This window comes from Helicobacter sp. 12S02232-10 (genome assembly GCF_002272895.1).
Classification (GTDB): Bacteria; Campylobacterota; Campylobacteria; order Campylobacterales; family Helicobacteraceae; genus Helicobacter_J.
Genome location: NZ_MLAQ01000010.1, coordinates 30150 through 52305 on the forward strand (window position 1 = coordinate 30150; position 22156 = coordinate 52305).

A 22156-nucleotide genomic window follows, 5' to 3' on the forward strand; every position below is an offset into this window, starting at 1 on the left:
GTTCATCCTTGAAATGGTTTTTTATAATGGAAAGTTTGATGTTTTGCATAAATGACATTAGCGCCTTCAATAATTTTCACAAACTTTCTTTTAGTATAATCGACACTAAAATTTCCTACTTGAATTGTATGCAATCCTACCAAAATTTCTCCAGCCTTATAAATTACTTCTTCATAAACCTTATTTTTACCGCAATGAATGATCATATGCGAAGAAGGCACATCTCTGATGTGCATCCAAATATCATCGGCTTTGGCTTCTTCTAAAAGAGCTTGATTTTCCATCTTATTTCTTCCGATGGAAATTTTTATCCCCTCAATAAAAAATATTTCATATTTTGAAGGTATTTTTTTATTGGATTTTTTAGGTTCAAGGATGATCAAATCTTGTAACGCAGTTATATTTTTAACATAAACAATCTCTTGATTCAAAAAACGAATCTTATCTTCAAGGTTTTGTATCTGCAAATGCGTATTTTTGGCTTTCTTAGCAAGCTTTTTTGACTGCAAAAACATCAAATTTGCACTCTCTTGGGGAGTTCTGCATTCCTTTGGCAAAGAAATATTTACTTCTTTGCCAAAAAAATCCTTGACTCTAATTTCTTGAGAAAAATTTTGAATATCCCCCAAATTAGCTAAAACAATGCCCGCGTTTTTTTTCAACTCATCAGCGCTTATTTGAAGCTCTTCTTCTTTTGGCAAAGCATCGAGGGTTTCTTGAAGTTTTTGAATTTTTTTTGAAATCTTATTGATTAGTATTTGCTTCTTAACTTCAAGATTTTTTTGCAATCTGTTTGAATAGGCGTTTTTAAGCATTTCAAATAATTCTATATCATTCAATTCCCTATCTTCTTGTTCCAATGCCCCAACAGGCTGTTCCAAAGGCTCCAAAAATTTGTTTATACGCACTTCTCTAGAACTCTTATCTTGATTGATATGGCGTAAAGCCTCCAAAACAAATCCTTTTTCATCAAGAAGAATAACATTTGTATAGCGTCCTGTAAATTCAAATTGAATAAAAAAAGGTGTATTTTTATAAGCCCCACTTTGAAGACAAGAAATTTTTAAAATCCGATTGTTGCCATCTATCCAAACATCTGAAATCTTAGAACGTGCTGCCAATTTTTTGAGCATCACATCAAACGGCGCATTGTATTTTTTTGCACTCATAAGCAAACTTGGGGCTATAAACACATCGCTAGCACCCTTAGTCATATCCAAGTAAAAAACGCTGTCTTTGAATTCGATCTTAAATAAATTATCATCAACACGCTTTAAATTATAAATAAATTCTTGAGTGCTAAAAAACCTTGCAATATTTTTTAGCAACCATAATTTCATTTTAATCCTTAATGATTTTGTTCAAGTTTCTTTTTGGCAAATTCCAAAGCCTCTTTAGTAATATCTGCTCCGCTAATCATTCGCGCCATTTCAAAAATCCTGCCATCTTTGTCCAAAAGCTTCACTTGACTTTTTTCTCCATCTTTGGAAACCAAATAATGCCAATCAGCAAGAGCGGGCATATGGGGTTGATGAGAAATGGCAAAAATCTGGTAGGTTTGCGAAAGACTTTTAAGCACCTTTGCAACCCCCTCACTTTCCTCCCCACTCAAATTTGCATCAATCTCATCTAAAACTAAAATTCCCTTAGAATGATTGATTTTAGCATCCAAGCACATTATTGCCAATCTCAAGCGATTATATTCTCCCGAACTTAAAGATTCTACCCCTGTATTTTCAAGCTTCAAATCCACTTCTTGTATCCCGCTTTTTTTCATTTCACAGATTCTAAGATCTGTTTGAGGCTTCTTGAGCAAAAGCTGTGCGCAAAGCAAAGCAATTTCTTTTTGAAATTCTTGGAGAAAATTCCTGCGATTTTCTGCGATTTTTTCACCTAAAGTATGGCAATTTTCTTCTAAGATTTTAATCTGTTTGCAAAGATTTTCTTTATTGAAGCTCAAATTTTCATAATCTTGAAGTTTCTGTTTTTGAGTATCCAAGTGCAAAAGCGCCTGTTTAATACTTCCATATCTGCGATTCAGATCAGAAAGCGCAGTAATGCGGTTGAGCATTTCTTCAACATCTAATTCTTCAAGCTCAACAAAGCGTTCATTTTGCTCTTCTAAAATCGCTTTGACTTCAAAAGCGCTATCCTCAAATAATTTATTTTCTTTTCCAATCAAAGCAAGTGCTCCATAAATCTTAGGTAAATTTTCAAAAACTTCCATCGCCTCTTGGATACTTTCTTGAATCTTTTCTTTTTTGGAAAGAGATTTTTTAAGCTCAAGCAATCTTTCATACTCGCCATCTTCAGGCTGAAGACTTGAAATTTTTTGTATTTCAAACTCGGCAAACTCCCGTAAGGCCTGAATATTTTTTTCCTGTTCTTCTAAATCCCTCAAATCCGCTCTCATCTGCACAAGTGTGGCAAACTTATCTGCAAGCCTATCTAAAAGTTCTTTATGAGAAGGAACTTTAGAAGCGATAAAATCATCAAAGACCCTTAAAATATTTTCAGATCTAAGTTCTTGGGCACCTTTTGAAGAAATATGCTTGCCAAATTTGGATACAAGCTCACTCAATCTTTTTTTTGAACTAGCATAACGATTGAGAAAATACCTTGTTTTTTCTTTCTTCACGATACTAAGAATCAAGCCATCATCACCATCAAGCAATCCAAACTCCTCCAAGTTGAGTCCAAATTCCTCCAAAGAAATTTCCAAATTTGCCTCAATCAATTCCGCATTACTTTCCTTAAGCCCAAAAATTCCCAACAAAGATTCCATAAGCACGGATTTTCCGCTCCCGCTTGCTCCGCTAAAAACATTGAAGCCATTTTGAAATTCCAAATCTACATTTTCAAACGCCACAGAATTTTTAACAATAAGCCGTTGAATCATTCTTCCCCCCACTTAAATTTTGCTTTTAAAACCCGAAAATAGCTTCGGGAAGATTTTTGAATTAATTTTGCACTCAAACAAGCAGGGCGAATCAATAAAACATCTTCCTTGTTCATCTCTACAATCTCTTGCCCATCGACCACAAGCATACAATCACTTGCAACACTGAATTCCAGACCAAATTCATCGCTCAAAACCATTGGGCGTTGGGTCAAAGAATGTGGCGAAATTGGAGTAAGAAGGATATTTCTACAAAAAGGATAGACCACTGAACCTCCCGCGCCGATATTATAGGCCGTCGATCCTGTCGGCGTCCCTACAATCAAAGCATCAGCACGATAGACATTAAAAGGTTCTCCTTGAATTTTGGCATAAATCTTTAGCATTCCTGAAATCTTTTTTTTCGAAATTAAAATTTCATTTAAAGCATAAAAAACTTTTTCTCCGACTTTGGTTTGAATACGAGCTTCAAGCATCATATGTTCATTAATGACATAGTTGCCTTTTACAAGCATTTGAGCAAATTCAGGAACATCTTGAGGACTGATTGCAGTCAAAAACCCTAAATGCCCAGTATTGATTCCAAATGCAGGAATTTCATACCCATAAGCACGCCTAAGAGTCGAAAGAAGCGTTCCATCTCCTCCTACAGAAAGCAGTGCATCCGCCTCTTGACATACCTCTTTGAAACCTATCCCCTTAAGCCCAATCATCTCGCCGCCAACATCTTCAAGCATAACTGCAACGCCTTGTTCTTGAAATGCTTTTTGAATTTTCAAAAAAGGTTCTTTAAGATCAGGTGTAAAAGGTCTTAAAATAGCGCCGACTTTTAATATCGATGGATTCATTTTCTTAACTTTAAAATTAATTTTATAAATATTGTATCAAAACTACAAATAAGAATAAAATTTCATATACCCATAAGCGCCAATAAGACCGCTCAAATAAATTATCAAACAAACCAAAAAAAACAAAATCCAAAAAAGTGCTTGATAAATTTTATGGTTTTTAAGAAGCATTTGCACAAACTTTTTTAATCGCCTGATAAGCTTCATTGATTTTTCTAAAGCGGTCGTGGTAGGTTCTGATAATGGATTCGTCTTTCCCATAAACATTATCAGGATGATAAGTTTTTACCAATCGCAAATAACGTTTTTTCACACTCATAAAATCATCATCAAATCGCGATTCAAGTTCAAAATAACATTGCCTAAGCAAACGTTCATCTTGAGTAAGAAATGAAGAACTCCCAAACGTTTCGCTCTGAAATCCTTTATAGTCAAAATCAATGGCGACATTATGAATAATCTTTGAACTGATGAGATCCATCACATTTTCCCAAAAATGTGTTTCAAAACCGCTCAAATGGATTTCATCTTCAGTTTCTAAAACAAGGTATTCTCTAAAAAGAGTTTTTAAATATCTCTTAGCAACTCGATTTTGACTATTTAATTCTAAAATCACTTTATTTAGACCGATAACCCGCATTGAAATTTTTATTTTTTGAAGGATATTATTTTTTTTGAGAATCTTAATGCGAATCGGAAGATGGCTTTGAAGCAAAAGCGTTTCAAGATCATTTTTTCCTTCTTGCAAGCTTGCGTGATATGTCCAATTAATCAAATAATCTTTCTTGAATCTTTCCCCGTCATCTAAAATCAAAAGTGAGGAAGACAAATGATGTTGTTCGGAAAAATGTTTATTGGCATACTCCAATACCTTCTCAAGCAAACGACTTCCTTGAAATAACTCAATCTGAACATATCGGTTACAATAACTCACACTCATATCAATATCCTCAATTCCTCGTGCTCAAATATTTTAAAAGCAAAATCAATTCCCGATGATATAAAAATCAAAATTTTAAATAACTTTATACAATTAAAATCGCATAATAACGATAAAACTTTAGGGGAATTTTATGGATTGGGGCATTTTTTCATATGTCATCATCGGATTAACAAGCGGAATCGGCGCTGGATTCTTTGGTATGGGTGGGGGAACAATCATTGTTCCTGTAATGCTAACCTTAGGTTATTCTTTTGAGCACGCTATTGGAATTTCTGTAATGCAAATGATGTTTTCTTCAACATTTGGATCAATCATCAACTATAAAAAAAAGCTTCTCAATATTTCAGATGGCATTTATGCAGGCATTGGCGGATTGATTGGAGCAAGCTTTAGTGGTCTGATCCTAAGTGTCATTGATACCAAAAAGCTTACGATCTTATTTTTAATCATCACTTTTTATTCTTTTGTCAAATACGCTTTCAATATCAAGTATTCTACCAATGCTGCCCCGCCTATAAAATCTCAGTTTTATCAGCGTCTAATCCTTATACTCACAGGGATAATTACAGGAATTTTTGCCATTTCTTTAGGAATTGGCGGGGGTTTGTTAATGGTGCCGATTTTAGGATATTATTTAGGGTATGAATCAAAAAGGGTCGTTCCCCTCGGATTGTTTTTTGTGATATTTTCCTCCATTTCAGGCACGATATCATTTCAAAATCATAATGTGATTGATGCACAAGTATTGCATACAGGAATTTATATAGGCGTTGCTTCGATACTTGGTGTTTGGCTAGGTATCAAGCTAATTCAAATTTCAAGCCCGAAACTACATCGAATGGCGTTATTAAGCGTTTATGGGCTTTCTATGCTCGTTACAGCCTACAATCTGATTACGAGCTAACCAAAATTTATCGAAAGGATCTAAAATGATCAAAAAAATAATCATTATCGGGGGCAGCGTAGCAGGATTAAACGTTGCTCTTACACTTGCTTCTGCCACCAACAAAGAACTTAATTTTGATATGAGTGTAATCGATGAGGGAAAAGGCGATATTCTCAAAGCCGAAGTTTATAATGTTCCCTTTTTTCCAAAAGCTGTCAAAGGCGAAGAAATTATCAATCAAATCAAAAAACAAATCCAAGAATTTGTAAGCGTCAAATACATCAATGCAAAAGCGACTGAAATATCAGGCTCCAAAGGAAACTTTAAGGTCAAAACAACTCAAGGGGATTTTGATGGGGATTATGTGATTTTAGCCACAGGTTCAAACAGCTTTGATATTCAAGGATTGGGAGAGATTGCCCAGCCCCATCAACTAATGCCAAAACCTGGAAAAATTATGCTCAAACACAGCGGTAGAAATTTAGTCAAAGATGGCATATACGTTGCAGGTATCGCCTCTGGGGTAACCTCGATGGTGAGTTGCGCACTTGGAAGTGCCGCAGAGACTGCTTGCGCAATTCTGAGTGATATTAAAGGAGTCGTAAGCGTCCATCACGATTACAAAGGTTCCAGGGATTAATCCCTGCAATCCTTAAAAGTTTTTAAACTGATAAATCAAGTTCTGCTTGAGTCGATCATCAACTTTTAATCCTTTTTGTTTGGAAATATCCATAAAATCCTTATCAATATTTAAATTTTTATCCTGAGATAAAAAAATCAAAATTTTTCCAGGATATTTCGAATCTTGCCTTTGATAAAACATTGATTTGAATTTATCTAATCTGATTTTTATATTGCCAAAACTCGGATCTGCAAGATATACATAAGTATTATCCACCCCTTTATAAACACTAAAATGTCCTATATCTCGAATATTGACATAAATAATAGCAGGCAATTGCAACTTAGAAAGCGTTTCAAAATCAATCGCCAACCCAATTGCCTTAAATCCCTTGCCTTGAGCATATGCTGATAGATCTGAAAAAGAGATAACATTATCCCCATCTTTTAACACTTCATTTTCAGACATAGCATACCCTTTGGATTTTAAAATCTCTTCAATAATTCCTTGCTCACTAATCCCTTCTTCGCGATAATAGTATTTTAGAAGTGTCGCAAGTGAAGCACTTCCACAACTATAATCATAATGTTGCCTTACGAGTTTATCATTTTTGAACTCCACCCACGATTTCACTGATTTTTCCAAAAAGATATTATCTTTTGTCAGATATATATCTGCACTCAAACCATAAATAAATATAAAAATAATTAATTTTTTCATTTTACTTTATAAGAAAACAACAAATTGATACTATTGACATCATAAGCATTTGTCCCAATATTATTCGCATCAATACTCACCATCAAATCGGGATTGACTTCATAACTCACCCCAAAAAGATAGCCGATATAAGAGCCTTGATGGAGAACGGTTTTTCCATCAATCCTATCTTTAAGCTTGTATTCATACCGAATGCCAAAATTAATCGAAACATATGGGTTGATTGCAAAATACACCATCGGACTCAAACTAAATACATTGCCCATCTTAACGCGATGCCCCTCAAATTTTCGCTCAAGATTCATCCGAAAACCACCCTGCACTAAAAACACAATCGGATCGACACTATAGTAACTCGTAGCAAAAAAGGAATAGTTTTTAAAATATTCCATCTTTCCTATTTGGCTCGATTGATCCCCGCCAGATATGACTTTTTCAATCATCACAGGTGTTGCTCCAATAAATAATGAAGGATATTTACCTTCCTTTTTTATCTGATAAATCAATCCCATATTAAAATTATTAAAATCATAACTATTTTGACTTGAAAACCCTGTATCGCTAGTATTGGTATATTGATAAAAAAAGCTTGGCGAAGCAAAAATTTCAAGATTTTCAGTAATCCCATACCTAGCACTGAAAGCAAGGTTTAAATAATCTTGATTGGTCTGAGCAGTATTGATGATAGCAGGGATAGTATATACAGGATAAGTCCCTAAGCCTGAGCCTACAATCACAGGAGCAACAGTATTGTTTCGTCTTTGGATATTGGCATAATAAAGAGATGTTTCAAGTCTGAAGCTGTGTTTTTTGGTAAAAAGTTCATCAACCCTTAAGGGTTGTGCATCCAAAATATAAAAAGCAAATAAAATCAATATGAGCCATATTTTATTCCGTCTTATCATTATTAACCTTTATAATTAAAATTTTAATTTTATATTATATAAAAATTCTATACTTTAAAGATATAAAAATAAATTATATTTATAAACTCAATATCTTCAATAAACTTGACTATTTTAACGATTTATCATAGAATATTGATAATAGGTATCAAAATATTCTTTTATTTGTAGGAGCGGGCAATGAAAAAGCTTATTTCAGTTTTAGCCTCCAAAGCATTTTTAGATTCTTTTTTGGCTTTTTCAAATACTTTTGCAAAATCTGTCAAATCTTATAGATATTTTCTGAATACAAAATTTTTCTTAATACTTGAATTTTTGCATTCAAAGACATTATTAATGGTATTAAGTTTTATCTGCACGCTATTGAGAATCCTCTCTTCTTATCAAATCATTAATACAAAAAATAACATCAAAAATTTCTTAATCTTCATTAAAATCATTTTATGCATTGATTTTATTCATATTATTGATGATATTAAATATAAGTTCTAAATAATTTATATAATTAATAAAATTTATCATTTATTAAAAAAATAAATATATAAAAATATAGATTATTGGATATTAATCAAAAATATAATTAAATATTTGCTACAATTTGTAACAAAATATTCATAATAAGCATAAAATTCATTCATACTATTGATATAAGTCAAGAAATAGACTATGATTTATCCATAAGCAAGATGTTATAAAATTATTTAATTTATATAAATTTTGTTTATATAATTTTTTTACAAGGAGTAAGCAATGAAAAAGCTTATTTTTATTTTAGTTTCTATGGCATTTTTAGGTTCTTCTTTTGCTTTTGCAAAACCAGTGAATACTGCGTCTATTGTAAATGCTTCTTTTCAGCAAAGTGCAGGTGTTTTAAGCAGTGCTGATCAAAATCTGATCTTTGGAGATCAAGTCGATGCGATGGTTTTGGGCAATGATGAAATGAAAAACACACAGGGCTTCGGGTTTTGGAGTAGTATCGGGGATTTTCTCAGGACTCCTATAGGTCAAATTGTAACTGCTGGATCGATTGTAGGCTGTATTGCTTTGACAGGCAGTGCTTGTGCTATCACTCTTGCATTTTAAAGATTATTATAGAGGGGTAAATAATGAAAAAATTAACCATTGCTTTGGTATCCGCCCTTTGCTTTAGTGTCGCGCAAGCGACACCACCGCTTGAGGGGATTGGACTAGATGGGAATGATTTTGTACTTGGTGCAGATATCAGTGCGATAGCCACCACCAAAAAAGACAGCGTCGGTGCTCCCTATCTTTATTCACCAAGTATGATGAACGGACAACGCATTGCATTGCCCACCTATACTAAAGAAGGCGGGGATTCTTCCGATCAAATAAATGCTCTCTTAAATATCAATGCTAGGTATGGGTTTTTGGATTATTTTGAAATCTTTGGAAATGCTAATGGATATTTTGAATACACTTATTCAAAATATGCGGGTGAAGAAATTGCTGGAGCAAGGTTTGCCAATGCCAATATCGGTCTATTAGTGACTCTTTATAAAGGTGAGTACGCTCGTGTAGCTATCGGAGATAATTCTGATATCATCAGCAATGTCGTATTTGATAGAACGGCATCAAATATGCAGTTTTTCAAAGGGCATACCTTTTTTCTCAATAGTAGCCGTACAAAGACATTTGATGGAGGATTGACCCTATCGACGACAGGACAGATTTACTACCGACTCAATCTCAATCAGAGCTATAAAGATCTGACACTTAAAAGCGGGGATGAATTCGGTGTGAATGTTTTATGGCAAATTTCTAAAGACAAAACACTTTCCTTTCTTCGAGCAACCTTAGCACTAAGAAATCCTGATGCGGTTAATGGTACCGAATTTTATAAAGGAGATATGTTTAGTGGTCTTGGAACTGGGTTTTCAGTAGGAGCCAAAAGAGATTTTAATAAACATTTAGGAATAAAATTTTCTTTTGATTTTATGAGCTACAGTTTTACATATGATGCTTATAATACAGGTGTTACTTTTGGATTATATTTCAAATGATCTTGAGAAAAGATATATTTCTTTCCATATCACGCATCTCACATATTTTTGTATGTGAGATGATTTAAAGCCTACAATCTTGGGTATTTGAATGCAGTTGGAGACAACTCATCCAAATGCCCTTTTTTTCGATCAATCCTAGTATCTTCAAAGTCATACCACTTATTGGCAAATGTGCCATTTCTTTGGGAGAGAAAAACTCAATCTCACCTTCTAAATCTTTTTTCAAAGGCGTTAAATAGATATTTAAACTCAAACGATAATGGGTATAAGAATGTTTAAGAGTTCCAATCAAGGGAAAATCTAAAATCCCATCATTTTGAATCTTAGGAAAATTATACAATCCTTGATAAGATGCAACATTGCTTTTATGAAGCGCTATTCTCCCCTCTTCAATGCACACACCAAGATTCCAATCAAGTGCTTCATAAATGATTTTTGACTTATGGGTATAAAAGATGGGATTCTCTTTCCCTTTGCAATATCCTTGAAGCGGGCATACCCCGCATTTTGGAGAAACAGGGATACATATGCTTGATCCGATATCAAGCAACGCCTGATTGTGATCAAAGCTGTTTGTTTGATTTAAGAATATTGTGGCATATTTTTGAAGTTCATTTGCCCTCGGTGAAACAAGAGCAAAAAATCTTGAAAGAACCCGCCTAATATTCCCATCTACAAATCCCACCGCTTTCCCAAACCCAAAGCAAGCAATAGCTCCTGCCGTATAAGCTCCGATACCAGGCAATTTTATCAACTCTTTAGGATCATCAGGTAAAAATTTACCACAGATTTTAGCAGTTTTAAGCATATTTTTCGGACGCGAATAATACCCCAACCCACGCCACAAAAGCAAAACATCATCTTCATTTGCCAAAGAAAGTGCCTCTAAAGTCGGAAAGGCGTTTAAAAAAGGATTGTAATACTTTCCTAGAACAACGCTAACTTGAGTTTGTTGCAACATAATTTCGCTTACATACACCCCATAAGGTGCATTTTCACCCTTAAGATTTCTCCAAGGTAATTCTTTACGGCCATAAATTGCATACCATTCCAAAATTTCTTTATGGACAATGTTTAAAATCTTTGCTTCCATTGTGACCTTTTGCTTTTAATAACAATTACAATTATACAAAGTCTCAAGTCTTAAACTGCAAATTCATTTGATTGAGTGGAAAAATATTTGTTTGAAAAGTATAGATAGTAATCCCAAAACTAAGATAGTGTTATGGGATTATTAATGGTTTATCAACCAATCAGAGTTTTTGCATCAATATAAGGCAAACCAAAAGCTGTAGCAACCGTTTTCAAACCGATTTTTCCATCATAAGCATTCAATCCTTCCAAAGCTCCAGGCATTTTTAACATCTCTTTCCAGCCTTTGTTTGCAATACTTAAAACATAAGGCATTGATTCATTAGAATAGCAAATGCTAGAAGTTTTTGCAACCACTCCAGGCATATTAGGCACGCCATAATGCAAAATCCCATCGACATAATACGTAGGATCATCGTGAGTGGTTTGATGGATTGTTTCGATACAGCCTCCCAAATCACAAGCTACATCAATGATCACACCACCTTGGTTCATCAATTTTAAGTGTTCGCGTTTGATGACTTTAGGGGTTTGAGTTGCTGTAACCAAGACTGCACCTACAATCCCATCTGCACCTTTTAAAGCTGTACGGATACCTTCTTCAGTAGCATAAAGAAGCTTGACTTTATTGCTCACAACTAAAGGATGAGAAGAAACCTTATGCACATCAATATCAAGCACCCAAACATCTGCTCCCATTCCTACAAGCGTCTTAGCTGCATTCATTCCGACAACCCCACCGCCAAGAACAACCACTTTTGCAGGTGGCACACCCGCACACCCTCCGATTAAAATCCCTCTTCCCCCACGATGGGTACAAAAATACTCTGCTACCAACTGAGCAGCAAGCTTACCTGCCACTTCGCTCATCGGGGCTAAAATCGGGTAATTATTTTTAGGTCCAGGTATCGTTTCGCCACAAATAGAAGTGATTTTTGAATCCACTAAAGCCTGTGCCAATTCTTTAGAATATGCTAAATCCAAAAAACTATATAAAATCATATCCTTGCGTAAATATTTATATTCAGACTCTAAAGGCTCTTTGCATTTAACCAAAAGCTGGGATTTTTCCCAAACTTCCTTAGCTTCAGGAACTATCTTTGCCCCTGCTTCTTGATACATTGCATCGCTAAACCCGATTTCTTCGCCCAATCCTGCTTGCACCAAAATTTGATGGTTGATATCAGATTGCTTTAATCTTGCTACATCAGAGGGGATAAGACCCACTCGATGTTCGTGATTCATTATTTCTTTTGGAATACCAATAATCATTTTTTATCCTTTTTATTAAAATTTATTTCCATCAATTATCAAATAATATTTTTAACTATATTACCATCTTTTACAATCAAGACAAACTTGTCGTTGTATTGTTTTAAAACTTCAATATCCTTAAGAGGATCCCCATCGATTAAAATCATATCCGCCCAAGCACCAGGCTCTAAAACACCAAGCTTACCGCCCAAATAAGGATTCCTCTTCCCGCTCATTTCAAATAACTCCGCATTCCCTGAAGTCGCCATCACTAAAGTTTGCAAAGGGCTTAATATATCAGCAAATTTTACCAAAGCCTCATTCTGCAAAGCCGCCAAATTCGGATTAAATAATATATCTGTTCCGAAAGCATATTTGACTTTGTGTTTAAGACCCAATCGTAATGTTTCCCTCCATTTGCCATCTAAAATTTTCCCTTTAGCTGTGGCTATAAATTTTCCCTCAAAAGGTTGCAAACTTAACCAAGCCCCAAGCCCTGCCATTCTTTTGATTGTTGCTTCATCAGCAAGCTGGCCGTGCTCAATAGACCTTACTCCGCCATCTAATGCCTTTTTAATGCCATCAACCGTATATACGTGAGAGCAAACATAAGTTCCCCAATCTTTAGCAGCACCCACAGCAGCCCTAATCTCTTCAAGGCTGAACTGCACGCTATCCATTGGATCAAAATCAGATATCATCCCACCTCCTGCACCAATCTTAATCTGACTTGCACCCTTTTTAAGCTGTTCCCTAACAGCAGCAAGAACTTCAGGCACTCCATTGACCACCCTAAAATTCCCAAGTTTTTCAAGCTCAGATCTCTCCCCGCCAAATTCTGGAGCATTTTCATAAGCTGGAGCAAAATCCCCGTGTCCGCTTGTTTGTGAGATGAAAGCACCACTAGGAAAAACTCTTGGACCCAGAATCATCTCTGAATCAATAGCACGCTTTATGCCAAAGCTAGCACCTGCCATATCTCTAATCGTGGTAAAACCTCTCAAAAGAGTGTGTTTAGCTTCTTTAATCGCAGTAGCATAAAATAAGCCTGGATCAGGCAAATCTACGCTATCAAGCGGAGCAGCTGCAAACATTAAATGCCAATGCGCATCACTGAGTCCAGGCATCAAAAATTTTCCTCCCGCATCAATAACCTTAGCATTTTTAGGAGCTGCAATTGTGTCTGAAGAAATTGTTGTAATTTTATTCCCGACAATCAAAACATTATTAGTTTTTGGCACCAATCTTTTACCATCAAATACAACGGCGTTACGAATTAAAACACTTTGTTTTTTTTCATCACTTAAAGCCTCTTTGGCAAGTAAAATACCACCGAATGCAAATACTCCGCCTAAGGCAAATGCTTCTCTTCTTTTCATAATAAACTCCTTATTTAAATTCTCCAATATAGACTTTAAGGGCTAATAATGGATTAAATTTTTATAACAATCTGCTATCAAAACCAAAATCGAATATAAACATTGAAGTTACATTGTATCAATGTTCCGTTTTTTCAATAGTTATAGAATTATTATTACAATATAACAAAATATTACATATTTTTGGTAACTTCTAAATATATTTTTTAATATATTCAATACAAATAATGTCAATTTATTGTCTCTGGTTGAAGATATAGTGTATATAAAAGTAACAATTCATAATTTTTTATGCTGATTTTGAAACACAAAAATGATAAAAATAAACTTTATTTGTAAAATCTAAAGAGTATATCAAAAAGCTCATATTAAAAATTAAGGAAAAAATATGCAACAAAACCATAATGAAAATCTCATACTTTTGTTTTCCAAGTTTATAGAAAATGCAAATAATTTTATCTGGGGATACTATTTAGTTGCGCTTTTGCTTTTAGTGGGGATTTATTACAGCTTTAAACTCTTCTTGCCTCAAATTATGCTTGCAAAAGATGCCTTTAAAGTCATTACCGAAAAAGATCCGAATGCAAAAGGCAATAAAGATCACATTTCCCCTTATGAAGCACTGATGATCAGTATGGGCACGCGAGTGGGTATGGGTACAATCGTAGGGATGGCAGTTGCCATTGTAGTAGGCGGACCTGGTGCTTTGGTTTGGATATGGATTGCTGCGTTTTTAAATGGGTCGATTTCTGTTGCAGAAAATACGCTTGGTCAAATCTACAAAAGCAAAGATGGGGGAGCTTTCAAAGGTGGTCCTTCATATTATTTAACCAAAGGATTGAATGCTAAAAAAACAGCTATTTTATACAGCTGCATCACGATTTTAATCGGATTTACTTTTACTGCACTTTATAGCAATACTATTTATACATCTTTAGAAACTTATTTTATGCCACAAGGTAGTGATATTGCCGCTCAAACGGATTACTTAAGCTTTTATGTCGGGATTGTTTTAGCAGTTTTTGCAGGGATTATGTTTTTTGGTGGGGGGAGGTATATTGCGAAATTCACAAGTTATGTTACCCCGTTTATGGCAGGCTTATTCATTATTATCTCAATCATCAGTATCTTAATGCATTATGAAAAAACGCCTGAAGTGATTGCAATGATTTTTAAAAGCGCATTTGATTTCAAAGCAATTTTTGGAGGATTTGCCGGAAGTGTCGTTGTGATTGGGATTCAAAGAGGTTTATTTGCAAATGAGGCTGGCTTGGGTTCAGTTCCAGGAGCTTCTTCCTCTGCCCATACTTCTCATCCTGTAAAACAAGGGATTGTACAAGCATTTTGCGTTTTTACCGATACAATCATTGCAACTCTATCGATACTTTTTATGCTCTATAGCGATACTTACGCTAAACTCATTGCTGATTCTGTCAATGGAAAACCTCAAATCAAAGATTCAATGCCACTTGTTCAATCAGCAATGAATGAAAGTTTTGGTATCTATGGAGAATATTACATTACGTTTTTGGTCATTGTCCTCACCTCAACCGTGATTATCGGGGCATACTATGTGGGGCAAATGAACATCAAATACCTTAAAGACAGCCCATCTTTATTATTCTCATATCGCATTCTTTCTGTGATTGTGGTATTTATGGGAACTCAAATATCAGTGGCTTCAGCTTGGGGACTTGCCAATATTGCGATGGGATTGGGTGCGACGATTAACATCATTGCAGTCTTTTTACTTGCAAAAATTGTAAAAAAAGCTTTAGATGATTATAAAACACAAAGAAAACAAGGTCTCAATCCAACGTTCAACGCCCAAAAACTCGGTATCAAAAATGCCGAATGCTGGGATTAAGATTTAAATCAAGGAAAAACAATGAGTTTTAATCGAACAAAAGAAATCCAAAAAACACTTCCGACTTCTCCTATTTGGCAATGGAATGCCACAGAAGTAGCATTGGGTATTAAGCATAGAGCAATCAGTTCTACTGAAGCAACTAAAAGCGTGCTTGAAAGAATCAAGCAAATAAATCCAAAGATCAATGCCATCATCAATTTGATGAGTGAAAAAGCACTCAAACAAGCTGAACAAGCCGATAATCTGATTGCTCAAGGCATTATTCTCTCACCTCTACACGGGGTACCTGTTACCATCAAAGATAATGTTGATGTTAAAGGAGAGAGGAATACTAACGGCGGGATTTTTAAAGACAGAATATGTCAAGAAGATAGCACGATTGCTACCAATTTCAATATCGCAGGTTGCGTTACGATTGGAATGACCAATTTACCAGAATTTGCCATCAGATGGTTTAGTGAAAATCCGCTTTTTGGACGTACTCTAAACCCTTGGAATCCTGAAATTACGCCTGGTGGAAGTAGTGGGGGTGCAGCAGCAGCCGTTGCAAGCGGGATGTGTTTCATCGGGCACGGCAATGATATTGGGGGTTCAATTCGTTATCCAGCTTATGCTTGCGGGGTATTTGGATTTAGACCCACTTGGGGAAGAATCCCACAATTTGATCCAAGTAGCCCTGGAGGCAGAACATTTGCAAGTGAATTTTTCTCTATCGAAGGACCTATAGCCCGAAGTGTTAATGATATTCGCTTAGGATTAGAAGTCCTTTCAAAAGGGAGTATTTACGATCAAGTATGGGTTCCTGCTCCATTGACTTACAATGATTATAAAAAGAAAAGAATTGCTATTGTGACTCAAATAGATGGAATGGAAATAGAACCTGCCATCAAAGAAAATTTAATAAAAACTGCAAAATGGCTTGAAGAAGATGGTTATATCGTTGAAGAAATCAAACTTCCTGAATTCAATATTGCTGCAGAAGTTTGGGGAAAAATCTTAATCGCTGAAAAAACCACAATGATTGGCCATTATGTTGAACAATACGGCTCTGAAGATGTAAAAAAAGCTTGGAAAGGGATGGTTTATGGCGCACCTGGTGCTAAAGATATGCGCGAATATATGCTAGCCATTGCCAAACGGGATGAATTAAGAAGAATTTATAATGAAATTTTAGACGTTTATCCTGTGATTATGCTTCCAGTATCAGGAAAAGAACCTTTTAAATACGGCGAAGATCTTTTGGGCGATGAATATTTTAAAAATGTCATTATGCCCGCTCAAATTCCTTTGCTGGCATTAGTATGCTTGAACTATCCAAGTATGAGTATCCCCACAGGGCTTAAAAATGGAAATATTCCACAAGGAGTGCAACTTTTTGCTTCTGATTACAGGGCCGATCTTTGCCTTCAAGTAGCAGAAGACATCGAACGCCATACAAAAATGCCTTTTAGGTTTGAATAATGATTTTTCAAATATTCTCATCATTTTTTATAAAACGCTTACTGATAAAATAAGCAGCAAAACAAAGAGTACTAAAAATAATCGTCCCATAAATAGCTGCTCTCTGCTCGATATCAAAATAAGCCCCTACCATTGAAATCACACACCCAATAATGCCAAGAATTTGAATTGCGGGTGTGAATGGGGTTTTATAAGGCAAATCTTCAAGCTTTTTTCCCTGCGCTAAATACCATTTTCTAAACTTATATTGAGAAATACTCACACTCACCCAAACCAACATCATAGAAAACCCGCTGACTGCAATGAGGTTATTAATAACATTTTGTGGAGCAAAAAAATAACTAAGTAAAGCAACCAAAGACATCAACATCGAAAGTACCAACGCATTCATCGGAATTCCTCTTTGATTGACTTTGGAAAAAAATCTTGGAAGCGTTCTTTTTTCTGCCAATCCCCAAATCATTCTTGCTGAAGCATAAAGACCTGAATTTGCTGTCGATAGCAAAGCGATGATTAAAATAAAATTCATCACATCCCCAGCAAAAGGCACATTAAAAAGTTCAAGCACACCCACAAAAGGGCTTTTAGTGATACTTGCACTATCCATCGGCAAAAATGTTGCGATAATAAAAACCGACCCGATAAAAAAGATAATCAAACGCCATAAGGTTGCATTGATTGCCAAAGGCATTGCTTTGGCGGGATCTTTTGTCTCTCCGACTGCTACGCCGATAACCTCTGTCCCTGTAAATGCAAAATTCACTGCCAAAATAGTCATAAAAACAGCTTGAATGCCATTAGGAAAAAACCCTTGATAATCTTCTTTTTGAAAATAAAAATTTGCAAAAGTCTGCTCAAAACCATTCATATACAAATGATAACCAATCATTCCAAAGCCGATAAGCAAAAACACGCTGACTGCAATGACTTTAATCAATGATAAGATAAACTCACTTTCGGCAAATACTTTTACTTTATAGAAATTAAATAGAAAAATAATCGATGAAAAACAGATCACCCACACCCATATCTCAACATTAGGCAACCATTTTTGCATCAAAAATCCTACCGCGATAAACTCAACTCCGACCGTTACAACCCAATTCAACCAATAAAGCCAAAAAATCAAATAACCGACTGAGGGTGAAATAAAACGATGGGCATAATCCCCAAAGCTTCCAGTATTTGGAAAATAAGAACTCAACTCTCCAAGCGAAAGCATAATTGAATAAACAATCACTGAAGCGATACAATATGCTATCAAAGTCCCTAAAGGACCTGCGGTATGAATGCTTTCGCCTGTACCTACAAAAAGTCCCGTTCCCATTGCCCCACCAAAGGCAATCATCACTAAATGGCGCGTTTTCAAATCGCGTACAAACAAATTATGATTGTTTTTCATCGCCAATCTCCTGTTTTATATTATTTTTCTATTTTTAAATAATAATTATTCCTGTTAAAAAACCGGTAATAAAATATATTAATTTTTTAGTTTTTTGTAAATTAGTAACAGATTAAAGAGATAACTATTTGAAAAGATTCTTTAGAGACAAACAAATATTTCTCTTTGAAAAATCTAAAAATTTGGGTATTTATGTAGCATTTTTACACTCACATACAAAATCCGTTCAACTTACTTGCTATTTATTAAAATTTTTAAGAGAAATTAACATATTTTAAATAGGTTAATTTTAAAATTCCAAAAGTAAGGACAAAATTATGGATAAGCTCATTTCCAAATCTCTACAACTAGCAGAAATGTTACAAGAAAAAATTACGCAACACATCTCTTCATCAGAAAAAAAATTTCATCAAAAAATGCAAAAACTCTTAGAAAATCCCAAAAATAAAGTAATGTTGATTGAACTTCTTGATCGAAGCTTCCGATGCTTTGATAATAAAGCAAGGTTCAATGAAATCGAATACATTTTAGAAAAATACGGCATTGCCGACTTTTTTTCCGCCTATGAGAAATTTTTATTAATGGCTTTTTTGTCTGCAGGAAAACTTGCTCCTAGCATTAGTGTGCCTTTTTTTGTCAATCATATCAGAAAAGACACCCAAACAATGGTATTAGATGAAGAAAAATCAAAGCTTGATGCCCATATCATTAAAAGAGAAGAGCAAAACATCACTCTGAATGTAAATCTTATCGGCGAAGAAGTTTTGGGCGAAGCAGAATCCTTATACAGAATGCATAAATATGAAGATGCCCTTAAATCCGAGCATATCAAATATATTTCCATTAAAATCACAACCATTTTTTCACAAATCAATATCATTGATTTTGAATACTCCAAAAACGAAGTTGTCAAACGTCTTGACACACTTTATGGTATTGCTCAAGAGTATGAGAAAAAACACGGCGTGCAAAAATTTATCAATCTAGATATGGAAGAATTCAGAGATTTAGAACTTACCGTTGCAGCATTTATGGAATCTGTCTCAAAATTTGACATCAATGCAGGCATTGTTTTACAAGCCTATATTCCAGATTCTTTGATGTATTTGGAAAAACTCCACGCATTTTCAAAAGAAAGAGTGAAATCAGGCAAACCCCCCATTAAAATCAGATTTGTAAAAGGGGCAAATATGGAATCAGAAGAAACCATCGCTTCACAAAAGGGTTGGGCACTCCCAACGTTTTGTAAAAAAATGGATACTGACTCCAACTACAATAAAATGCTTGATTTCGTTTTAGAGGAAGATAATTACAAATACATCAAAATCGGTATCGCTTCCCATAATATCTTTGAAATTGCTTATGCTTACACAAAAATCTATGAGAAAAAAGCGCAAGAAAGCTTTACGTTTGAAATGCTTGAGGGAATGAGTCTGCAAGCTTCTTATGAACTCAGCAAAATGCATAAACTCATTCTTTATGCACCCGTATGCAATGAAGAACATTTTAACAATGCAATTGCCTATTTAGTCAGAAGACTTGATGAAAATACTAGCGAAGATAATTTTATGCGATATTTTTTCAATCTCAAAGTAGGATCAAAAAATTGGGAAATCCAAAAACAACTCTTCTTAGACTCTTTAAAAAATATCGTCAAACTAGACAACTCTACCCACAGAACCCAAAATCGTCTCTTGCCCCAAACAGGAAAAAGCACTTATGACCATCAAGAATTCAGCAATGAAAGCGATACGGATTTCATTCTCCCACAAAATCGCGAATGGGCGCAAAAAATCAAAGATAAATATAGTAATTTTCCCATTTTAGAACTCTACCCAGTAGCAGGAGAAAGAGTTGAAACAGCTGGAATGAAAAAAACAGATATTTTTGACAAAATAGAAAATAAAAAAATCGCCTCTATTGCTTTAGCTGATCAAGAAGCGATTGAAAAAGTCCTTGAAATAGCTAAAGAAGATAAAAGCGGATTTTCCAAAACAGATTCGGAAAAAATCCACAAACTTCTTTCGCAAGCCGCTCAAAAATTGCGCGAAAAAAGAGGGGATTTGATTGGTATTGCAGCCTTAGAGGTTGGTAAGACCTACGCTGAAACAGATGCAGAAGTCAGTGAGGCGATTGACTTTTTGGAATTTTATCCTTACAGCTTAAAAACACTCAAAGAACAAAATCCTAAGGCAAATTTTTCTCCTAAGGGTGTCGGGGTAGTCATTGCCCCTTGGAATTTTCCAGTAGGAATTTCTGCAGGCACCATTGCTGCTCCTTTAGCTGCAGGAAATCGAGTGATTTATAAACCCTCAAGTCTCTCAAGTGTCACAGGTTATATGCTTTGTGAATGCTTTTGGGAAGCAGGAATTCCAAGAGATGCACTCATTTATCTGCCTGCAAAAGGTTCAGATATCAGCAAATATCTTTTAAAAGATGAAGCGATCAGTTTTGCCGTCCTCACTGGAGGTGAAGACACCGCTTATAAAATGCTTGAAGCCAACCCTGCACTTTTACTTTCTGCAGAAACAGGCGGAAAAAATGCAACCATCGTCAGTAAAATGGCCGACAGAGATCAAGCCATTAAAAATATTATCCATTCTGCATTCAGTAATTCAGGACAAAAATGTTCTGCAACTTCACTTTTGATTTTGGAAGAAGAAGTTTATAAAGATGAGAATTTCAAAAAAACCTTGATTGATGCGACACAAAGTATGTCTGTCGGCAATCCATTTATCTTAAAAAACAAAATTGGGACGCTTGCTGATAAGGTCAATGATAAAGTTCAAAAAGCGATTGATTCCAAAGAAGATCACGAAGAATGGGTTATCAAGCCTGAATTTATCAACAACAATCCGTATTTAATGAAACCTGCTATCAAATACGGCACAAAAAAAGGTGACTATACACACAAAACAGAACTTTTTGTTCCTATTCTTTCAGTAATGTGTGCAAAAGATCTCGCTGATGCCATATCGATTGCAAATTCTACAGGGTATGGGCTCACAAGTGGATTAGAATCTTTAGATGAGAGAGAATGGGATTATTATATCAATCATATCGAAGCAGGAAATATCTATATCAACAAGCCCACTACCGGAGCAATTGTATTGCGCCAACCTTTTGGCGGGGTTAAAAAATCTGCCATCGGATTTGGACGCAAAGTAGGTATTTTTAACTACATTACTCAATTTACAGATATCATCCAAAAAGATGCGGATTCACACCTGCTCGACTCAACAATTTCAAAAAGTCTAGAGCAACTTGAAAATTCTCCTGACTTAAATAAAGAACAACAAGAAGCATTGAAGCCAATCATAATGATGGCAAAAAGCTATGCTTATCATAATAAAAATGAATTTGAAACCAAAAAAGACTATGTCCATATTCGAGGTGAAGACAACCTATTTTCTTATACAAAAGTCAAATCCATCGGTTATCGTATCAGCAAGCAAGACAGCTTAAAAGACATTATGGGCGTTATCATCGGAGCTAATACCTGCGACATTCCCTTAACCTTAAGCATTGCTTCCAAAGAAAACAATCCCTACTTTGAGTTTGTAGAAAAAAGTTTGAGCAAACTTGCCCTCAATGCCAAAATCCATTATGAAAGTGATAAAGAATTCGCAGAAAAAATTTCCCAATTCGGACGCGTAAGATATTTTGCCAAACCAAACAGAACAGATCCTATCTATCAAGCCGCAGCAACCAATGCTATAGTCATTGCTTCAGCAAAACCAATTATCAATGGGCGTTTTGAACTGCTTTATTATCATTTTGAAAAATCCGTTAGTATTTCTTACCATCGATACGGAAATCTAGGCGCTAGAGCGCTTGAAAAAAAGGATTAA

The 22156-nt window shown here is 35.2% G+C and carries 18 protein-coding genes; 8 read left to right on the forward strand and 10 right to left on the reverse strand.

Annotated elements, in window-relative coordinates; genetic code table 11:
- Positions 1–2 precede the first annotated feature (2 nt).
- From BKH41_RS07950 to BKH41_RS07965, 4 genes are all read right to left on the reverse strand, one after another.
- Positions 3–1340: an NFACT family protein gene (locus BKH41_RS07950; protein WP_095298785.1), complete on the reverse strand. Its 1338-nt coding sequence runs from the start codon at positions 1338–1340 to the stop codon at positions 3–5.
- A gap of 8 nt (positions 1341–1348) precedes the next feature.
- The gene (locus tag BKH41_RS07955; protein ID WP_095298787.1) at positions 1349–2899 is read right to left on the reverse strand and encodes an AAA family ATPase; all 1551 of its coding nucleotides are present in this window, start codon (positions 2897–2899) and stop codon (positions 1349–1351) included.
- Positions 2896–3747 carry an NAD(+)/NADH kinase gene (locus BKH41_RS07960; RefSeq protein ID WP_095298789.1) on the reverse strand — a complete coding sequence of 284 codons (852 nt, stop codon included), beginning with the start codon at positions 3745–3747 and terminating at the stop codon, positions 2896–2898. Before BKH41_RS07960 ends, BKH41_RS07955 begins: the two co-directional genes overlap by 4 nt.
- 160 nt (positions 3748–3907) lie before the next feature.
- On the reverse strand, positions 3908–4687 hold the full coding sequence (locus BKH41_RS07965) for a J domain-containing protein (protein WP_095298791.1): 780 nt from the start codon (positions 4685–4687) through the stop codon (positions 3908–3910).
- A gap of 133 nt (positions 4688–4820) precedes the next feature.
- Here BKH41_RS07965 and BKH41_RS07970 point away from each other — a divergent pair, with 133 nt between their 5' ends.
- Both BKH41_RS07970 and BKH41_RS07975 read left to right on the forward strand, forming a co-directional pair.
- Complete coding sequence (locus BKH41_RS07970) at positions 4821–5594, forward strand: sulfite exporter TauE/SafE family protein (RefSeq protein ID WP_095298793.1); 774 nt, start codon at positions 4821–4823, stop codon at positions 5592–5594.
- 25 nt (positions 5595–5619) lie between these two features.
- Positions 5620–6216: an NAD(P)/FAD-dependent oxidoreductase gene (locus tag BKH41_RS07975; RefSeq protein ID WP_095298795.1), complete on the forward strand. Its 597-nt coding sequence runs from the start codon at positions 5620–5622 to the stop codon at positions 6214–6216.
- 12 nt (positions 6217–6228) lie between these two features.
- On the opposite strand, the gene BKH41_RS07980 is transcribed toward BKH41_RS07975, so the two are convergent.
- Both BKH41_RS07980 and BKH41_RS07985 read right to left on the reverse strand, forming a co-directional pair.
- A complete protein-coding gene (locus BKH41_RS07980) occupies positions 6229–6918 on the reverse strand; it encodes a C39 family peptidase (RefSeq protein ID WP_095298797.1) in 690 nt (229 codons plus the stop codon).
- Positions 6915–7823, reverse strand: coding sequence for a hypothetical protein (locus BKH41_RS07985; RefSeq protein WP_095298799.1), 909 nt, complete (start codon positions 7821–7823; stop codon positions 6915–6917). Before BKH41_RS07985 ends, BKH41_RS07980 begins: the two co-directional genes overlap by 4 nt.
- Before the next feature lie 180 nt (positions 7824–8003).
- Here BKH41_RS07985 and BKH41_RS07990 point away from each other — a divergent pair, with 180 nt between their 5' ends.
- The 3 genes from BKH41_RS07990 (at position 8004) to BKH41_RS08000 (ending at position 9844) form a co-directional block, all read left to right on the forward strand.
- Positions 8004–8315: a hypothetical protein gene (locus BKH41_RS07990; protein WP_095298801.1), complete on the forward strand. Its 312-nt coding sequence runs from the start codon at positions 8004–8006 to the stop codon at positions 8313–8315.
- A gap of 258 nt (positions 8316–8573) precedes the next feature.
- A complete protein-coding gene (locus BKH41_RS07995) occupies positions 8574–8906 on the forward strand; it encodes a hypothetical protein (RefSeq protein WP_095298803.1) in 333 nt (110 codons plus the stop codon).
- A 23-nt stretch (positions 8907–8929) separates the two neighbouring features.
- Positions 8930–9844, forward strand: a complete 915-nt coding sequence (locus tag BKH41_RS08000; protein WP_095298805.1) for a hypothetical protein — start codon at positions 8930–8932, stop codon at positions 9842–9844.
- 64 nt (positions 9845–9908) lie between these two features.
- Here BKH41_RS08000 and BKH41_RS08005 read toward each other — a convergent pair whose 3' ends face one another.
- From BKH41_RS08005 to BKH41_RS08015, 3 genes are all read right to left on the reverse strand, one after another.
- Positions 9909–10940, reverse strand: a complete 1032-nt coding sequence (locus BKH41_RS08005; RefSeq protein ID WP_095298807.1) for an A/G-specific adenine glycosylase — start codon at positions 10938–10940, stop codon at positions 9909–9911.
- A 152-nt stretch (positions 10941–11092) separates the two neighbouring features.
- Positions 11093–12211, reverse strand: a complete 1119-nt coding sequence (ald, locus tag BKH41_RS08010) for an alanine dehydrogenase (RefSeq protein WP_095298809.1) — start codon at positions 12209–12211, stop codon at positions 11093–11095.
- 38 nt (positions 12212–12249) lie between these two features.
- The gene (locus tag BKH41_RS08015) at positions 12250–13572 is read right to left on the reverse strand and encodes an amidohydrolase family protein (protein ID WP_095298812.1); all 1323 of its coding nucleotides are present in this window, start codon (positions 13570–13572) and stop codon (positions 12250–12252) included.
- Positions 13573–13960: 388 nt separating this feature from the next.
- Between BKH41_RS08015 and BKH41_RS08020 the strand changes: the two genes are divergently transcribed.
- Together BKH41_RS08020 and BKH41_RS08025 are read left to right on the forward strand one after the other, a co-directional pair.
- Positions 13961–15439, forward strand: a complete 1479-nt coding sequence (locus BKH41_RS08020; RefSeq protein ID WP_095298814.1) for an alanine/glycine:cation symporter family protein — start codon at positions 13961–13963, stop codon at positions 15437–15439.
- Positions 15440–15460: 21 nt separating this feature from the next.
- Positions 15461–16903, forward strand: a complete 1443-nt coding sequence (locus tag BKH41_RS08025; protein ID WP_095298817.1) for an amidase — start codon at positions 15461–15463, stop codon at positions 16901–16903.
- A gap of 7 nt (positions 16904–16910) precedes the next feature.
- Here BKH41_RS08025 and BKH41_RS08030 read toward each other — a convergent pair whose 3' ends face one another.
- On the reverse strand, positions 16911–18305 hold the full coding sequence (locus BKH41_RS08030; protein WP_095298818.1) for an amino acid permease: 1395 nt from the start codon (positions 18303–18305) through the stop codon (positions 16911–16913).
- A gap of 317 nt (positions 18306–18622) precedes the next feature.
- Between BKH41_RS08030 and BKH41_RS08035 the strand changes: the two genes are divergently transcribed.
- Positions 18623–22156, forward strand: coding sequence for a proline dehydrogenase family protein (locus BKH41_RS08035; RefSeq protein ID WP_095298820.1), 3534 nt, complete (start codon positions 18623–18625; stop codon positions 22154–22156).

What these genes read in the sequence shown, in the direction of transcription:
- BKH41_RS08020 (WP_095298814.1), top strand. Translation starts at nt 13,961, where the DNA reads ATGCAACAAAACCATAATGAAAATCTCATACTTTTGTTTTCCAAGTTT.
- BKH41_RS08005 (WP_095298807.1), bottom strand. Translation starts at nt 10,940, where the DNA reads ATGGAAGCAAAGATTTTAAACATTGTCCATAAAGAAATTTTGGAATGG.
- BKH41_RS08025 (WP_095298817.1), top strand. Translation starts at nt 15,461, where the DNA reads ATGAGTTTTAATCGAACAAAAGAAATCCAAAAAACACTTCCGACTTCT.
- BKH41_RS07960 (WP_095298789.1), bottom strand. Translation starts at nt 3,747, where the DNA reads ATGAATCCATCGATATTAAAAGTCGGCGCTATTTTAAGACCTTTTACA.
- ald (WP_095298809.1), bottom strand. Translation starts at nt 12,211, where the DNA reads ATGATTATTGGTATTCCAAAAGAAATAATGAATCACGAACATCGAGTG.
- BKH41_RS07950 (WP_095298785.1), bottom strand. Translation starts at nt 1,340, where the DNA reads ATGAAATTATGGTTGCTAAAAAATATTGCAAGGTTTTTTAGCACTCAA.
- BKH41_RS07955 (WP_095298787.1), bottom strand. Translation starts at nt 2,899, where the DNA reads ATGATTCAACGGCTTATTGTTAAAAATTCTGTGGCGTTTGAAAATGTA.
- BKH41_RS08035 (WP_095298820.1), top strand. Translation starts at nt 18,623, where the DNA reads ATGGATAAGCTCATTTCCAAATCTCTACAACTAGCAGAAATGTTACAA.
- BKH41_RS07965 (WP_095298791.1), bottom strand. Translation starts at nt 4,687, where the DNA reads ATGAGTGTGAGTTATTGTAACCGATATGTTCAGATTGAGTTATTTCAA.
- BKH41_RS07980 (WP_095298797.1), bottom strand. Translation starts at nt 6,918, where the DNA reads ATGAAAAAATTAATTATTTTTATATTTATTTATGGTTTGAGTGCAGAT.
- BKH41_RS07995 (WP_095298803.1), top strand. Translation starts at nt 8,574, where the DNA reads ATGAAAAAGCTTATTTTTATTTTAGTTTCTATGGCATTTTTAGGTTCT.
- BKH41_RS08015 (WP_095298812.1), bottom strand. Translation starts at nt 13,572, where the DNA reads ATGAAAAGAAGAGAAGCATTTGCCTTAGGCGGAGTATTTGCATTCGGT.
- BKH41_RS07985 (WP_095298799.1), bottom strand. Translation starts at nt 7,823, where the DNA reads ATGATAAGACGGAATAAAATATGGCTCATATTGATTTTATTTGCTTTT.
- BKH41_RS08030 (WP_095298818.1), bottom strand. Translation starts at nt 18,305, where the DNA reads ATGAAAAACAATCATAATTTGTTTGTACGCGATTTGAAAACGCGCCAT.
- BKH41_RS07970 (WP_095298793.1), top strand. Translation starts at nt 4,821, where the DNA reads ATGGATTGGGGCATTTTTTCATATGTCATCATCGGATTAACAAGCGGA.
- BKH41_RS08000 (WP_095298805.1), top strand. Translation starts at nt 8,930, where the DNA reads ATGAAAAAATTAACCATTGCTTTGGTATCCGCCCTTTGCTTTAGTGTC.
- BKH41_RS07975 (WP_095298795.1), top strand. Translation starts at nt 5,620, where the DNA reads ATGATCAAAAAAATAATCATTATCGGGGGCAGCGTAGCAGGATTAAAC.
- BKH41_RS07990 (WP_095298801.1), top strand. Translation starts at nt 8,004, where the DNA reads ATGAAAAAGCTTATTTCAGTTTTAGCCTCCAAAGCATTTTTAGATTCT.